General features: G+C 52.3%; 15 protein-coding genes. 6 read left to right on the top strand and 9 right to left on the bottom strand.

The window, feature by feature from the left end:
• Window positions 1–23: 23 nt before the first annotated feature.
• Genes OB13_RS03575 through OB13_RS03560 form a run of 4 tightly spaced genes read left to right on the top strand, consistent with a single transcriptional unit; the run spans window position 24 to window position 6,385 of the window.
• Window positions 24–1,496 carry a TolC family protein gene (locus tag OB13_RS03575; protein ID WP_461488775.1) on the top strand — a complete coding sequence of 491 codons (1,473 nt, stop codon included), beginning with the start codon at window positions 24–26 and terminating at the stop codon, window positions 1,494–1,496.
• Between the two features lie 34 nt (window positions 1,497–1,530).
• A complete protein-coding gene (locus tag OB13_RS03570) occupies window positions 1,531–2,688 on the top strand; it encodes an efflux RND transporter periplasmic adaptor subunit (RefSeq protein ID WP_461488774.1) in 1,158 nt (385 codons plus the stop codon).
• Between the two features lie 17 nt (window positions 2,689–2,705).
• The gene (locus OB13_RS03565) at window positions 2,706–6,125 is read left to right on the top strand and encodes an efflux RND transporter permease subunit (RefSeq protein ID WP_461488773.1); all 3,420 of its coding nucleotides are present in this window, start codon (window positions 2,706–2,708) and stop codon (window positions 6,123–6,125) included.
• 2 nt (window positions 6,126–6,127) lie between these two features.
• Window positions 6,128–6,385 carry an acyl carrier protein gene (locus OB13_RS03560; RefSeq protein ID WP_461488772.1) on the top strand — a complete coding sequence of 86 codons (258 nt, stop codon included), beginning with the start codon at window positions 6,128–6,130 and terminating at the stop codon, window positions 6,383–6,385.
• A gap of 170 nt (window positions 6,386–6,555) precedes the next feature.
• Here the strand turns inward: OB13_RS03560 and OB13_RS03555 are convergent, their stop codons facing one another.
• From OB13_RS03555 to OB13_RS03540, 4 genes are all read right to left on the bottom strand, one after another.
• The gene (locus OB13_RS03555; protein ID WP_461488771.1) at window positions 6,556–7,296 is read right to left on the bottom strand and encodes a M48 family metallopeptidase; all 741 of its coding nucleotides are present in this window, start codon (window positions 7,294–7,296) and stop codon (window positions 6,556–6,558) included.
• Between the two features lie 266 nt (window positions 7,297–7,562).
• A complete protein-coding gene (locus OB13_RS03550) occupies window positions 7,563–7,796 on the bottom strand; it encodes a hypothetical protein (RefSeq protein ID WP_461488770.1) in 234 nt (77 codons plus the stop codon).
• Between the two features lie 18 nt (window positions 7,797–7,814).
• Window positions 7,815–8,372, bottom strand: coding sequence for a YkvA family protein (locus OB13_RS03545; protein ID WP_461488769.1), 558 nt, complete (start codon window positions 8,370–8,372; stop codon window positions 7,815–7,817).
• 220 nt (window positions 8,373–8,592) lie between these two features.
• Window positions 8,593–9,210, bottom strand: a complete 618-nt coding sequence (locus OB13_RS03540; RefSeq protein WP_461488768.1) for a C40 family peptidase — start codon at window positions 9,208–9,210, stop codon at window positions 8,593–8,595.
• Window positions 9,211–9,500: 290 nt separating this feature from the next.
• On the opposite strand from OB13_RS03540, the gene OB13_RS03535 reads away from it, so the two are divergent.
• Window positions 9,501–9,881, top strand: coding sequence for a hypothetical protein (locus OB13_RS03535; RefSeq protein ID WP_461488767.1), 381 nt, complete (start codon window positions 9,501–9,503; stop codon window positions 9,879–9,881).
• A 295-nt stretch (window positions 9,882–10,176) separates the two neighbouring features.
• Here OB13_RS03535 and OB13_RS03530 read toward each other — a convergent pair whose 3' ends face one another.
• Both OB13_RS03530 and OB13_RS03525 read right to left on the bottom strand, forming a co-directional pair.
• Window positions 10,177–10,809, bottom strand: a complete 633-nt coding sequence (locus OB13_RS03530; protein ID WP_461488766.1) for a thioredoxin family protein — start codon at window positions 10,807–10,809, stop codon at window positions 10,177–10,179.
• Window positions 10,810–10,817: 8 nt separating this feature from the next.
• Window positions 10,818–11,321, bottom strand: a complete 504-nt coding sequence (locus OB13_RS03525) for a TlpA disulfide reductase family protein (protein ID WP_461488765.1) — start codon at window positions 11,319–11,321, stop codon at window positions 10,818–10,820.
• 117 nt (window positions 11,322–11,438) lie between these two features.
• Between OB13_RS03525 and OB13_RS03520 the strand changes: the two genes are divergently transcribed.
• Window positions 11,439–11,993 carry a type 1 glutamine amidotransferase domain-containing protein gene (locus tag OB13_RS03520; protein ID WP_461488764.1) on the top strand — a complete coding sequence of 185 codons (555 nt, stop codon included), beginning with the start codon at window positions 11,439–11,441 and terminating at the stop codon, window positions 11,991–11,993.
• Between the two features lie 84 nt (window positions 11,994–12,077).
• Here the strand turns inward: OB13_RS03520 and OB13_RS03515 are convergent, their stop codons facing one another.
• The 3 genes from OB13_RS03515 to OB13_RS03505 all read right to left on the bottom strand — a co-directional run bounded on the left by OB13_RS03515 (window position 12,078) and on the right by OB13_RS03505 (window position 14,265).
• Window positions 12,078–12,623, bottom strand: coding sequence for a DUF6992 family protein (locus OB13_RS03515; RefSeq protein WP_461488763.1), 546 nt, complete (start codon window positions 12,621–12,623; stop codon window positions 12,078–12,080).
• A gap of 129 nt (window positions 12,624–12,752) precedes the next feature.
• On the bottom strand, window positions 12,753–13,475 hold the full coding sequence (locus OB13_RS03510; protein WP_461488762.1) for a YceI family protein: 723 nt from the start codon (window positions 13,473–13,475) through the stop codon (window positions 12,753–12,755).
• A gap of 157 nt (window positions 13,476–13,632) precedes the next feature.
• Window positions 13,633–14,265, bottom strand: coding sequence for a porin family protein (locus tag OB13_RS03505; protein ID WP_461488761.1), 633 nt, complete (start codon window positions 14,263–14,265; stop codon window positions 13,633–13,635).
• Window positions 14,266–14,782 lie beyond the last annotated feature (517 nt).

Raw genomic sequence — 14,782 nt, 5'->3', positions numbered from 1 at the left:
CCACCTACTACCTGAATAAAATTATGAAAAAACAGTTTATCCTACTCTTGCTATACCTGATGTGGGGGAGCCTCGGGGAAGTAGCTGCTCAGAATGCTCCACAGGCCTTCAGCCTGCGGCAAAGCATTGACTATGCCCTGCAGAACCGCTACAGCCTGAAGGTAAACCGCAACGAGGAAGAGATCGGCAAGGCAAAGGTCGGCGAGATCCGGGCCATGGGGCTGCCGCAGATCAACGCCGGGGCAGAAGTTGGCAATAACTTTATCCAGCAAAAAACACTGTTTGATCCCAGTAGTTTTGGCACTCCCTCCGAATTAGATCCTTTCGTGATCACACCGGAGCAGTTGGCCTCCGGGCAGCCGATCGTGCTTAACCCCACCTATTCCCAACCGGAACCGCAGCCGTCTGGTGGGCTCCAGGCCATTTCTTTTGTGCAACCCTACAACGGCGGACTCACCATTACGGGCAGTCAGCTCCTGTTCGACGGCTCCTACCTGATCGGGCTCAAAGCTGCCAAAACCTATACCGAGCTGTCGAGGAAGACGACGACGCAAAGCGAAATAGACGTGGTCGAGCAGGTGAGCAAAGCCTACTACAGCGTGCTGGTGAATCGGGAGCGCATGGAGTTGCTCAGGCAAAACCTGACACGCCTCGACACGCTGCTGAAGCAGACACAGGTGATGTTTGACAATGGCGTAGCCGAAAAGCTGGATGTGGACCGCCTGCGCGTCTCGTTCAACAACCTCAATGTGGAAAAGCAGAAAACAGAACGCCTGCTCCTGCTGAGCGAAAACCTGCTGAAGTTTCAGATGGGGATGAACCAGAACGAGCAACTGGTGCTGACAGACAAGCTGAGTGAGGTGGAAGTGGATGTGGAAAAGGCCAACAGCAGCAACTTCAATTACAGCAACCGCATCGAATACTCTCTGCTGGAGACGCAGCGCGACCTGGCCATGCTGGACCTGCGCAACAAGCGCTCCGGCTATTTGCCCAAGCTATACCTGAACGGGCGCTATGGCTATATCGGGGTGGGAAGATCCTTCTCCGACATCATGAGCATCCGGGCCGGGCAGGATAATACCACAGATCGGAATTACTTTGACTTCGGGTATGTCGGGGTGCAGCTGCAGGTGCCGATTTTTGACGGCCTGCTCAAGCACTACCAGATACAGCAGTCCAGGCTGACGCTGGAAAACACCAAGCTCGGGTTTGAGAGCCTGAAGCAGAGCATCGACCTGCAACTGGCGCAGTCTTCTACCGACCTGACCAACTCCCTGGATGTGCTGAAGTCGCAGCGCGAAAATATGGAATTGGCAGAGGAGATCGCCCGCGTGGCCAAGATCAAGTTTCAGGAAGGGGTGGGCTCCAACCTCGAGGTGGTGACTGCCGAGACCGACCTGCGGCAGGCGCAGACCAACTACTACGCCGCCATGTACGATGCCCTGATCGCCAAAGTGAACCTGGACAAAGCCACCGGCACTTTACTAACCAAATAAAACCAACTGAAAAAGAAGATTAACCGACCTGACTATGAGAAAGATATTTGGAATCTCGGCACTGGCCCTGCTGCTGGGTATGGCAGCCTGCAACAGTGGCAATACCGACAAAGAGGCGCAGCTGGCCGAGCTGAAGCAACAACAGACAGCGTTGCAGGAGCAGATTGCCTCCCTGGAAGCGGAGCTGAAGGCGGATGGCAAAGGAAAGGTGGCAGAGAAAAAGACCGTGCCGGTGACCGTCACCTCCGTGAAGCCCACTGCGTTCCGGCATTACCTGGAAGTGCAGGGCAAAGTCGACTTTGACCAGAATGTGCTGGTAAGTGCCAAAGTGCCGGGCGTGCTGACCAGTGTGCGCGTCAAGCGGGGCGACCGGGTTGCCAAAGGGCAGACCATGGCGACCATCGATGCGCAGGTGCTGGAGCAGAACCTGGCAGAGGTCCGGACCCGCCTGGACCTGGCCCGCATTGCTTTCGAGAGACAACAGAACCTGTGGAATCAGAAGATAGGAACGGAGATGCAGTACCTGACGGCTAAAAACAACAAGGAGGCGCTGGAACGCAGCCTGGCTACGCTGCAGCAGCAGCGGGACCAGTACAACGTGAAATCTCCGGTGACAGGCGTGGTGGACGACGTGACCCCGAATGCCGGTGAGGCGGTTGCGCCTGGCCTGGGCATCATCCGGGTGGTCAACCCCACCGGCCCCAAGATTGTGGCGCAGGTGTCGGAGGCATACCTGGCCAAGATCCATAGCGGAGATGATGCCCTGGTGCGCTTCCCGGACCTGGACCAGGAAATGAGTGCGACGGTGGATGTGGTCAGCCGTTTCATAAATCCTTCGAGCCGCACGTTCACTATCGAGCTGCGCCCCAAGAACATTGGCAAAGACATCGAGCTACGCCCTAACCTGGTGGCTGTGGTGCGCATCGAGGATTATAAAAAAGAAGATGCCATCACTGTGCCGGTGAACCTAGTGCAGCAGGATGAGAAGTCGCAGTATGTGTATGTGGCACAGAAGAAGGGAGACAAGTATGTGGCGACGCGCAAAGAGATAACCACAGGCGTCAACTACAGAGGGAACATAGAGGTGCTCAGTGGTCTTACTGCCAGCGACCAGGTCATCACGGTGGGATACCAGGGTGTAAATGAGGGACAGCCGGTTGTATTCAACCAGGTGAGCAGCGTGCAGCAATAACCAGTTAAGCCAAGACTATGAAACAGTTCAAGCCGACAAGTTGGTCTATCGATAACAAAACCAGTATCTACATCATCACCATCATCATCACGCTGGCCGGGGTGTTCTCTTACATCAAACTGCAGAAAGAAAATTTCCCTGACATTGTGATCCCTACTGTTTTTGTAGGCACGATCTACCCGGGTACTTCCCCTTCGGATATGGAGAACCTGGTAACACGCCCGATAGAGAAACAGCTGAAGGCTATCTCGGGCGTGAAAGAGATCACCTCTAACTCGCTCCAGGACTTCTCCATGATCGTGGTGGAGTTCAACACCGATGTGGATGTGGTGGAGGCAAAGCAGCTGGTAAAAGACGGGGTGGACAAGGCCCGCACCGACCTGCCGACCGACCTGGACCAGGACCCGGACGTGCAGGAAGTCAACTTCTCGGAGTTTCCGATCATGTACGTGAACGTGTCGGGCAACTACAGCCTGGACCAACTGAAGCAGTACGCCGAAGATATACAGGACCGTATTGAGGCGCAACCTGAAATAACCCGTGTAGACATGGTCGGCGCCCTCGACAAAGAGGTGCAAGTCAACGTGGACATGTATAAGATGCAGGTTGCCCAGGTAACGTTCAGCGACCTTGAGCGGGCCATTGCCTCCGAAAATATCACCATCTCGGGAGGTAATGTGACGGTGGGCGAAATGAAGCGCTCCGTTCGGGTGGTAGGCCAGTACATCGATCCGAACAAAATCGGCGACATTGTGGTGCAGTCCCTGTCGGGGGCCAACATTCAGCTCAAAGAGATCGCAGAGGTAAAAGAAGGCTTTGAGGAGCAGGAGAGTTTTGCCCGCCTCGACAATGCCCCGGTCATCACCCTGAACGTGATCAAGCGGAGTGGCGAGAACCTGATCGAGGCTTCGAACAAGATCCACCAAACGCTGGAGGAGATGGAAGGATCGGTCTTGCCGGACGATCTGAAGATCACGGTGACCGGCGATCAGTCCATCCAGACGCGCCATACCTTAAATGACCTGATCAATACCATCATCATCGGCTTCGTGCTGGTTACCCTGGTGCTGATGTTTTTTATGGGCGCCACCAATGCCGCCTTTGTGGGGCTTTCGGTGCCGATCTCCATGTTCGTGGCCTTCATCTTGTTCCAGATGTTCGGGTATTCGCTCAACATGATCGTGCTTTTCGCCTTTTTGCTGGCGCTGGGGATCGTGGTGGACGATGCCATCGTGGTGATCGAAAACACCCATCGTATTTTCCATCAGTCTAACCTGGGTATTTTGAAGGCCGCCAAAGTGGCAGCAGGCGAGGTGTTTATACCTGTACTGGCCGGTACGCTGACTACGATCGCACCTTTCTTTCCCCTGCTTTTCTGGCCGGGTGTGGTAGGGGAGTTTATGTTCTTCCTGCCCATTACGCTGATCGTAACGCTGCTATCGTCCCTAGTGGTGGCCTTTATCATCAACCCGGTATTTGCCGTGACTTTCATGCGGAAAGAGCCTACCCGGGAAGTGTCGCCGAAAGCACGCAGAACTTTCTGGATGCTGATCGGAGCGGGCTTTTTGGTGGCAGTAGCAGGTTACCTGGCAGGCTGGTATGGGACAGCCAACCTGGTCATGCTGGCGCTCATGCTGGTGTTGCTCAACAAGTACCTATTCACAGGTATAATCGACCGGTTCCAGAACAGGACGCTGCCCCGCTTCATGGGCTGGTATGAGCGGCTGCTGCGCTGGATGCTCGTAGGCAGGCGGCCGGTCTGGGTGTTTTTAAGTGTCTTCGCGCTGCTGTTTTTTTCACTTTTTTTAATGGCCGTCCGCTCACCGAAAGTCGTGTTCTTTCCCGAGTCTGACCCCAACTTTGTCTATACCTATATCAACATGCCCATCGGGGCCGATCAGGCTGTAACTGACTCTGTTACGAAGGTGGTAGAGAAGCGCATCTACCACGTGATCGGGGAGAAGAACGCGGACGTGGAGTCTGTGATTTCGAATGTGGCCATTGGTGCCGGAGACCAGAACGACCGCAGTACGACCGCGCAATCTCATAAAGGCAAGGTTACCGTAGCCTTTGTTGAGTATCAATACAGAACCGGCCCGAAAACGAGCCGCCAGTATTTGAACGAAATACGGGAGGCGGTGAAAGGTATACCGGGCGTGGATATCACCGTGGATCAGGAGCAGAACGGCCCGCCGGTCGGCAAGCCGATCAGCATTGAGATAGCCGGTGAGGATTTTGAAGGGCTGATCGCTTTGTCAAAACAGGTGGAGCAGTACCTGGACCAGCAGCAGATTGGCGGTATAGAGGAACTACGCAGCGACCTGGAAGACAGCAAGCCGGAAATCCTCATCAACATCGACCGCGAGCGGGCGAACCGCGAAGGGATCAGTACGGGGCAGATCGGTTCCGAGATCCGGACGGCCATCTTCGGGAAAGAAGCTTCGAAGTTCAAGCTGGATGAGGAAGAGTATCCGATACAGCTACGCTATGCCGAACCCTACCGCAAAAACATGGATGCCTTGCTCGACATGCGCATTACGTACCGCGACATGAACAGCGGCCTGGTTCGCCAGATACCTCTGTCGTCGGTGGCCACGATTGACTATGGCACGAGCTACGGCGGCGTGAAACGCAAGGACCTGAAGCGCGTGGTGACGCTGGAGTCGAATGTGCTGGGTGGTTACAACGCCAACGAAGTGGTGCAAAGCATAGAGACCGCACTCCGGGATTTTGATACGCCGGAAGGCTACGAAGTGAAGATGGGCGGGGAGCAGGAAGATCAGAAGGAAACGTTCGAGTTCCTGTTGTTTGCCCTGGCCGCCGCCTTCTGCATCATCTTCCTGATCCTGGTGACGCAGTTTAACTCGGTGTCCAAGCCGTTCATTATTCTGTCGGAGGTATTGTTCAGCATCATCGGCGTTTTGCTGGGCTTCTCGATCTTTGGCATGGATGCCTCCATCGTGATGACGGGCGTGGGGATTGTGGCCCTGGCCGGTATCGTGGTAAAAAACGGTATCCTGATCGTGGAGTTCACGGACTTGCTTCTGGCAGAAGGAAAGGAGCTGAAAGACGCGATTGTAGAGGCGGGCAAAACACGCCTGAACCCGGTTTTGTTGACGGCAGCCTCCACTATACTAGGACTGATCCCGTTGGCGTTAGGTATAAATCTAAACTTCTATACCTTGTTTACGGAGTTTGAGCCGAATTTTTTTATGGGTGGTAACAGCGCCGCCTTTTGGGGACCGCTGGCCTGGACAATCATTTTTGGTCTGAGTTTTGCTACCATCGTTACACTGCTGATCGTGCCGGTGATGTACCTGCTCAATGAGCAATTAAGGAAGAAAATTAAAGGTGACAGGAAGCCGGCTGGCGCTGTAAAGCTAGTAGACCAGCAGGAAGTGCCTGTGAATGGACAAGTTAGAGAATACACTTTATAAATATGCTTACAACAACTGACAAAGCTATTGAACGGGAAGTAATCCGCATCATTAGTAAGACCAAGGAGATAAGGCCCGCCCGCCTGCAGGCAAACGCCCGCCTGCTCCAGGATTTTGGCTTCGATACGGTAGACGTAGTAGATATTATTCTGGAACTGGAGAAGAACTTCCAGATTGTTATTCCGGATGAAGTGCCGATCCACACGGTGGGTGATTTTGTCGAGTATGTGGCTTCCCATACCTTTCGGGAGGCGAGCTGAGGACAGGTATACACGTAAAAAGCAGAAGAGGCGGGGAGCATGCTCCCCGCCTCTTCTGCTTTTTAGGGCAGCTGCCAATCCGTCTGGCCATCCGCATACGGAGGTGCCGGATCAATCGTGCTGCCTGAAGGTATAAAAGTATAGTAAGCGTCTAATCGATAGGCAGGCTGTTAATAAATGGAGATACGATAAGCTTTCAGTTTCTTGTCCAGTGACTTGGAGTTGACACATACCTGGTCCAGCAGCGACCAGAAGCCAGGGCCGTGGTTCTTTTCTACGGTGTGGGCCAACTCATGCAGGATCACATAGTCGCAGAGCGAGTCGGGGAGGCGCATCAGGTGCAGGTTCAGGTTGATGTTGTTGGTATGCGAGCAGCTTCCCCACCTGGATTTGGCATTTTTGATGAACACATTCTGGTAGTCAAAGCCGAACTTCTCGGCAAAGTACGCTACCCGCTGCGGCAGGTATTGCTTTGCCTCCTTGCGGTAAGCCTCCTCAATGGACTTGCGGATAAACTTCTGCACCTCGTTGTCGCGCACATCTTTAAAAGCCGGGTAGAACACGTTGATGTACCCGTTTTCGATGACACAGCGCATGTTATACTGCGCGTGCGTGAGCAGGCGAAGGGTATGCGAGCGCGTCTTAAATTCGGTGTTGGTGTCATACATGGTCACCTGCGCCTCATGCTGCTGCATGCGTGCCTGGTGCTCCTTAATCCAATCGCTCTTGGTGTAGATGAGTTGCTCTGCCTTCTCAAAACTGATGTGAGGCGGCACGGCAACCCGTATACCCTTGATGGGCCTGACACTTATGGTGAGGCGCTTGGCTTTGTCACTCCGTTCGATCAGAACCTTTCCGATGCCGTCGATGTGGAGATTAACGGATGTTAGTCTTAGAAATGATGAAGACACTTTGGCTAAAAGTTAAAATACAAAATCATCAGTCCAAATATAGACAATTATTTTCTGATAAAACTATAACTGTCATCGCTTTTATCTGTTTTTATTTAAATTCTAGTATTTAAATAGTGCTATATTTTTAAGAGTATATGTACTCTTTCGGGCAGTATGGGAGCTTGAGTATCAGCCAAAATGAGGGAAATCCGGGCGCCTGGAACACAAAAAAACAGGCTGACCGGGGCAGCCTGTTCTACTCTCAAAGTGCTATATAACCGGTGTTAGCGTATGTTGCCGCCGGTAGGCATGTCGTCGTGCGGGTTTTTGGGGACCCGGCTGCTGTCGGTGGTGGCAGACCGAAGTGTGGGTTCTTTGTTATCGGCCGCATCTCCCGCTTCATCCGTTGCCTGTCCTGCTGAGGGATGCGCTCCGGAGGGCTTTTTGTTCTGAGGGTTCTGGTTGTCTCCTTTTGTACCCTCCTGCTGTAGCTTGCGTTCTTCCTTTTTCTCTTCCATGGCTATATCCTGTTTGGGTTAAATATTCTCACCTTCACCTAAATGCACCTGGCCCTCCGGCTGATTGCTGTACTTGGGTGTACCAAAAGAGGTATCGGCATGGTGGGGCGCATGCGCGTGCAGTGCTTTCTGTTCCTGATTTTTTACCATGTTATCCCATTCCTTGAAACGATCCAGCTCGGATTTGATGCTGGTCATAAACCAGGCCAGCAACGTGGCATCGTCCAGCAGGCCCACCACAGGAATAAAATCCGGTATCAGGTCGATGGGCATCAGGAAGTAAATAATCACGGCTACTCCACCTGCCAGGGTTGTTTTTGGGATGCCTTTGTACTCGCCGCTCATCGCCGCTTTTATCATGCGGGACAGCACCTGCAGGTTTTCCCATACTTCCCCGGCCAGTGTACCCAGGTTCTTCTTGGCAGTCGCTTTTTTGAAGGCATCGTTGAGCAGCTTTGTCACCTGCTTGGGGTGCTCCAGGTACTTCTCCGCTTTCTTGAGTATGTTCTGAAAGAGCGGGCTCTGCGCTACATTCTTGCCATCCGGCTGCTGGTTGTTTATATTTTCCTTCTCCATTTTTACGTGTTTATGCTTGTGGTGTTTGTCTGGTTATCAGGCTGTTGTTCTGGCTGGGGCCGTCGGGTGTTGCCGGAATGCCGCCAAAAGGCGGTTACGCAACGGCCAACAAACCTTCTATACCTTGAGCTGCATGATTTTGTTGTAGCTGCATAAACAAGAAACGGGCCGCAGTCCAGCTGCATACCCGTTTGAAAATTATACTGCAAAAATGACAGGTTTAGTTCACTCTTCCTGCCGCATAATAATAGTTGCGGTAGAAGGGTTCCCGGAGTGAGCTGACTTTTACGCCGCCGCTCGTAGCGGAATGGATGAATTTGTTGTCTTTGAGGTAGATGCCCACGTGAAAGATAGGTTGCTTCGGGCTTCGGCGGAAAAAGACCAAGTCACCGGTCCGGACACTGTCTTTTTTGATGCGTGTCACATCCTGGAACATGGAGCGGGAGCTGCGGCTAAGGTCTATTCCGTATACTTCGTGGTAGATGCTGGTCACAAACCCGGAGCAATCGGTACCTTTCCGGGAGCCTTTGCCATAGCGGTAGGGAGTGCCAAGCCAGTCAGCAACGGTTTCGAGCAGGTCTTTGTCCTCGTTGTAGTCCAGTTGCAGGCCCAGCGTTTTGGCATGTTCTTCGTAGAAAACCGAATCTACTGTTTCTACTTCAGGCAGGGGAACTTCCAGCTCCAGTGACCGGGCAATGTCTTCACCGGAGTTGATGGCATAAAGCGACAGGGCAGCCGGATTTTCTGATGGCAAAGCCTCCGGAGTCTTTACTTCGTAAAAGTAGGATAGAAGGAGCGACACGAATGCCAGTACGCTCAATATGATGGTCTTTGTCATAGGGTTTAGCATGTTTGTAAGCCACCGCAGTGGGAAACAGTTGTCACCTTATGGTTGGAGAGCGGTGCTAAAAAAATGTATTTTTATACCCTGCAACCTGTACGTTGATGTTGGTACATCGTAACAGTGTGTAAAATTAAGTACAATTTTTATAACGACCAAAAGGTGCCGTTATTGTTATCAGGCCTGCCTTCGTGCCTTTTCACCCCATAAATAGGGCCGATTACAACCTGGCCGGTATGGGCAAAGTACAGCTCAGTTCATAATGATAGACTCAGCAGATACACACTATGGAGTATAGAATTGTAGAGAATTCGCTGTTTGCGCGTATTGCCCGCATGGTGCTCAAGAGCCCGAACGTGGCCATGGTGCTCGGCAAAACGATCCACCTGAGCGGTGTGAACCGCGAGACTTTTTTGAAGGACAACGGCTGGGTGGAGCACGAACTCTGCCACATCCGGCAGTTCCGGGAGCACGGCTACTTCCGGTTCCTGTGGCTATACCTGCGCGAGTCGATGCGGGTAGGTTACTATAACAACAAGTATGAAGTAGAGGCCCGGATTGCCGGCCTGAAAGGGAAAGCTCGCCTGCTGGCCGACCAGAAAGCAGACCATACCATCAACCCCACCGAGATCCCGCTGCCCGCCGATGTAAGAAAGTTAGAGAGTTAGAAAGTTTAGAAAGTTAAAAGGCTCCTGAACAATAAGTATATGTCCAGGTATAGGTATGCTAAGGTTGGCTATACCTAGACCTGGACGAAATCAGAAAAATACAGGCTGCTCAGGTTTTTGGTGCGTGCGCAGAAAGCAGGTTACAAACTGGCTGCATTTGAGTCATACGCTGCGCTGCTGCTCAACTCGCAATAGTTCATAGGATTTTACAGGCTCTTAGAAATAATAAAGGGACAGGTAAAGCGAAACTCATCGCGCTTTTACTGCCCCTTTGTCTATACCTTGTCCGGCTATTTTACGCCTCGCGCCACTTGATCGTGCAGCCAATCGCTTTGGTCGTAGGCTGGCTTACCGCTTTGCCGGCTACCAGTTCATCCAGCGCGGCTTCGGCATATTTTTTCTGCACCTTGTCCGGCTCGCGTGAGTTGTCGTCTATCGTGCCGATGTAAGCTACCTTGAACGTGCCATCCGGCTGCTTCTGCACCACATAAAGGTGCGGCGTGCGGGTGGCGCCATAGGTCTTGGTGATCTCCTGGCTCTCGTCCTGCAGGTAGGCGAACGGGAATTTTTTCTCCTTGGAGCGCTTCTGCATATCGGCGTACGAATCCTGCGGTGATGCCTTTGCATCGTTGGGGTTGATGGCAATCACCGGGTAACCCTGCGGAGCATACTTGTTGTGCAGCGCAATGATGCGGTCTTCGTAGGCTACCGAGTAGGGGCAGGTGTTACAGGTGAAGGTGAGGATGAACCCTTTGGCATCCTTGTGGTCGCTCATAGAAACCATCTTGCCATCCACGTTCTTGAGCTTGAAGTCGCGGGCCGTGTCGCCTACCTGGTAACCCTCGTTAACGGCAGGTATAGCAGCCATCAGGAAGCCGGCAAAAAGCAGGCAAAGCATGGAGATGAAAGGGACTTTAGCTTTTTTCATTTCGAACATTATGGTTTATACTTTGTGATCAGTTTTTGGAGCTCTTCCTGAGATAGTTCGCGTTCTACAAACTCATAGTGTTTGCGTTTGTTGTTGAAGAGGAGCGTGGCAGGTATAGCACCCGACCATTTGGGTTCGATCTGATCTATCCAGGTGTTGCCGTCCGGTTCATCGAGCAGCAGCAACTGCGATTTCAGGTTACGCTTCTTCACAAAAGGTAGTACGCGTTTGTCCAGATCTTGTACGGCATCCATGCTCACGAGGATGACGCGCACCGGCTGATCCTTGTACTGCTGGTTGGCCGCCTCAAAATAGGGGAGCTCCTTGATGCAGGGCTTGCACCAGGTCGCCCAAAAGTTGACGACATACAAGGTGTCGTGCGGAGACTGGCGCAGTGCCTGCAACCCTGCCAGTTTGATGGTTTTCACCTCCTGCTGGGCCAATGCCGCCGCGGCAGGCCAAAGCAGCAGGGCAGCCAGTATACTTAGTTGTCTCCTGAGTTTTCCTGTCATAGTCATATAACGTGTAGGTGCAGCCAGGTATTGCTGCGGCTTGTTTCTAACAATTTACTGCTTCAATCGTTTCCTAGTAGACAACACGAATGTATCACTCTAATACACAAACTTAAAATGGCGAACGAATTAAAAGGAAAAAAGATAGCAATATTGGTAACGGATGGTTTTGAGCAGGTAGAACTGACAGAGCCGCAAAAAGCGCTGGAAGCAGCAGGCGCCGAGACGCACCTCATTGCCCCCAAAGAAGGGGAGGTAAAAGGCTGGAATCATACGGATTGGGGAGAAAAGTTTAAGGTAGACCGGAAGTTGAGCAGTGTGCAGGCCGAGGACTACCACGCGCTGTTGCTGCCGGGCGGTGTCATGAACCCGGATAAGCTGCGGGGCGACAAAGAGGCCGTGGCTTTTGTCAGCCATTTTATGGAAGTAAACAAGCCGGTTGCTGCCATCTGCCACGGCCCCTGGACTCTGATCGAGACAGGAAAAGTAAAAGGCAGAAAGATGACCAGCTACCATACCCTGAAGACCGACCTCCGGAATGCCGGTGCCGACTGGGTAGACCAAGAAGTAGTGGTGGACAAGGGCCTGGTGACCAGCCGCAACCCCGACGATATACCTGCCTTCAACAAAAAGATGATCGAAGAATTTGCAGAAGGGCGCCACGACCGCTAAACGCAGCAAACATGTCAAAAGCCGCCGCTCCCTACCTGTGCAGGGAGCGGCGGCTTCTTTTATACCTGTTCTTCAGGCTATACCTTAAGGCTGCAGCAGGCGCAGGAGCTGCTCTGTAGGTTGCTCCAGCAGGATGACCAGCACCACATCGAGCACCAGCAAAAAGAAGCCCTGCAAGACAATGGACTGGCCCCAGCCCAGGTATTGTTCTGCTTTGGGCGAAATTCTGGAGCGTTCTTTCAGGTAAGCGCCCAACATCAGAAAGGCCACATCCAGGCCGATGCTCAGGTATAGCAACTGCATGTACCCGAAATGAAACCGGGTGCTCTCGGGCAGGGTGCGGCCGGCGGCATTGGCCGATAAAATGAAATAGAGGCACCCTCCAGCAATGATAATATGCACGATATTCCAGTAGATGTTCATCTGGTAAAAGTAGCGCTTGTTGCGGGAGGACTTGGTCAACCGGAAGCTGCCGATCAGGATGTTGAGGAGCGCCCATATACCCAATGCCAGCATGCCAAACTTCAACGTCTCTGCCTGCTGCAGGTTAAACGAGGCAAGCGCATTGCCTTGTGCATGGGCCGCCAGACCGGTAAGCAAAAGAGGAAGCAGGCAAAGGTATTTTCTCATATTCTGTTTTCAGATAGTTTGTGTAGGAACGTGCCCCGGGGTGAGTTTAGCGTATAGGGGCCCCCTTAATTGCCGGCTAGAATGCAATTCTTGTAACGGATTACCGGGTACAGGTGTTGGGTGCGCAGGCTACTGTTGCCGGGCAATCAGGTCAAAGCCAACATTTACCTGCGGGTGAATGGTCTTGTTTCCCATCGACTTATCTGCCCCGTAAGTCAGTTTCCAGTCGGTGCGGTTGAGGTTGAAGTTGGCTTTTGCTTTCAGCACACTGTCTTCCAGCGCGATTCTGGCCGGGAAGCTGATACTTTTGGTAATGCCTTTGATGGTAAGGTTGCCCGTTACCTTGTGTGTCGGGTGTTTTATGCGGAGCTCATCGGTATTGAAAACGGTAGCAGGCACCTCTTGCTTGGCCGTGCTGTCGTAAGGGACTACAGACGTTAACTCAAACGTGGCCGTAGGGTGCTGCTCCACATCAAAAAAGTCAGCCGAACGCAGGTGTTTGGTCAGCTTCTCGTTGCCGGCTTCATCCAGCTTCTTGTCATCCGATCGCAGCGCCGTCATGTCCAGCACGGTTGTTCCGCCACGCACCAGGCCGTTTTGCAGGTCGATCTCTCCCTGGCTGATCCTGAAGATACCATTGTGCCTGCCGGTTACTTTGGCACCGATCCAGGTCATGGTGCTTTTGGCCGTGTCTATTCTGAAAACCTGGTCCGGGGTACCCGGATGCTGGCTTTGCACCGCTGCGCCTACTTCTGCCACATCAGACACGACCGTTGTTTCGCAGGCGTATAGGGCCACCAGCAGGAGGCAACCCATGACTCTGTAATAACTGCTGTATCTGCGCTTGCTCATGGTATAGCATTTGGTGTTCATGTCCCATCGGGCAGGGCTCCGCTTTCTATCAATACGCTCAGAAAACGCAAAGGGATTATAAATCGGCATATAGAGCTGTAGTAATACTGCAGAAAGAGCCGAAAAAGCGCATTTTAAGGTGCGAAGCTGCACTCGGCTAGATCCCGATTCCCAGGTATACCTGGAACACGCCGTGTTTGATATCCTGGTTTAGCTTCTGCCCCACATTATTTTCTTTGCGCAGGTCTGCCAGGCCCAGGTTGTAGCGCGTGCCCAGCCGGAAGTGGCCTATACGGGCTTCTGCACCGGCCGCGATGCCATAGTCGAACGTGTTGAGCGGATCCAGGTTGATCTCGGTGTCTTCTTCTTTGGCCGATACCATCACGCTGACCTGAGGGCCGAAGTGGACGCTTACATTTTCGGTGATGTTGAACACGGCCAGCACCGGCACTTCCAGGTAATCGAAGCGAAAGGTGGAGTCATTGCGCACCATCCCTTTGCGGGTGTACAAAGCTTCGGGCTGGATCGAGAAAAAGTCACTCAGCGCAAATTGGGTATAGACGCCGGCATGGAAACTGGTCAGACCGTCAAACCGGCCGAGTACGTCTGTATCGCTGCCGTTCAGGGTCGCAAAGTTCACCCCGCCTTTGATGCCAAATCCTGAATTGGAGCCGATGCCACTGAATGTGTTATGATTCTGCTGTTGTAAGGAGGGGCCTACCGCATCTGTCTGGGCATACCCGCAAAGGGCAAAGAAGGAGAGAAGCGTAACTAGTATGGTTTTTTTCATGATCAGGGTATAGTAATGGTTGGGTGAACTGTGGTTCGAAGGTTTATGCTTACTTGTAGAGCTATATATCGATACCTCTATAGAAATGTTACAAATACAAGTACTACCCTAGCCTGACGGCTTCCACACAGTGTTTGTAGGGCAAACCCAGGCGTACCAAGCCACAGTAGCGTACCAGGCTGCAAGAGACCAGACAGTGCTCCCAATGTCAGGGATAACAGGGTAGTTTCTCCTGAGCAATTCAAGTACGTTTCTTTGCACCCCTTGCCTATACCTTGTTTAGGGGAAGCCCGGTTTGGAGGTAGATAAGCCCTGGAAACTACCTGGCGGAGCATTTTGGAGTGAATTGGATTTTACCGTATGTTATTATGGTATTTCCTGTAAATTTAACTGAAATTAACATTGAGTTAACAGCAAACGGTGGATAATTCACACCAATCAACATAGTTATGCACATTTATCCACATCAAAAAAGGGCTTTGTGTCTATAAAGTATATAGAAAAACGGACTTATTCA

Source organism: Pontibacter sp. HJ8, from assembly GCF_054824225.1.
The sequence above is the reverse complement of the archived record's forward strand: the minus strand, read 5'-3'. Positions and strand labels throughout refer to the sequence as shown.

Excerpts from the sequence above, each read along its gene's own strand:
- OB13_RS03535 (WP_461488767.1), top strand. The coding sequence starts at position 9,501 with ATGGAGTATAGAATTGTAGAGAATTCGCTGTTTGCGCGTATTGCCCGC.
- OB13_RS03560 (WP_461488772.1), top strand. The coding sequence starts at position 6,128 with ATGCTTACAACAACTGACAAAGCTATTGAACGGGAAGTAATCCGCATC.
- OB13_RS03510 (WP_461488762.1), bottom strand. The coding sequence starts at position 13,475 with ATGAGCAAGCGCAGATACAGCAGTTATTACAGAGTCATGGGTTGCCTC.
- OB13_RS03530 (WP_461488766.1), bottom strand. The coding sequence starts at position 10,809 with ATGAAAAAAGCTAAAGTCCCTTTCATCTCCATGCTTTGCCTGCTTTTT.
- OB13_RS03515 (WP_461488763.1), bottom strand. The coding sequence starts at position 12,623 with ATGAGAAAATACCTTTGCCTGCTTCCTCTTTTGCTTACCGGTCTGGCG.
- OB13_RS03545 (WP_461488769.1), bottom strand. The coding sequence starts at position 8,372 with ATGGAGAAGGAAAATATAAACAACCAGCAGCCGGATGGCAAGAATGTA.
- OB13_RS03575 (WP_461488775.1), top strand. The coding sequence starts at position 24 with ATGAAAAAACAGTTTATCCTACTCTTGCTATACCTGATGTGGGGGAGC.
- OB13_RS03550 (WP_461488770.1), bottom strand. The coding sequence starts at position 7,796 with ATGGAAGAGAAAAAGGAAGAACGCAAGCTACAGCAGGAGGGTACAAAA.
- OB13_RS03565 (WP_461488773.1), top strand. The coding sequence starts at position 2,706 with ATGAAACAGTTCAAGCCGACAAGTTGGTCTATCGATAACAAAACCAGT.
- OB13_RS03570 (WP_461488774.1), top strand. The coding sequence starts at position 1,531 with ATGAGAAAGATATTTGGAATCTCGGCACTGGCCCTGCTGCTGGGTATG.
- OB13_RS03525 (WP_461488765.1), bottom strand. The coding sequence starts at position 11,321 with ATGACAGGAAAACTCAGGAGACAACTAAGTATACTGGCTGCCCTGCTG.
- OB13_RS03505 (WP_461488761.1), bottom strand. The coding sequence starts at position 14,265 with ATGAAAAAAACCATACTAGTTACGCTTCTCTCCTTCTTTGCCCTTTGC.
- OB13_RS03540 (WP_461488768.1), bottom strand. The coding sequence starts at position 9,210 with ATGACAAAGACCATCATATTGAGCGTACTGGCATTCGTGTCGCTCCTT.
- OB13_RS03520 (WP_461488764.1), top strand. The coding sequence starts at position 11,439 with ATGGCGAACGAATTAAAAGGAAAAAAGATAGCAATATTGGTAACGGAT.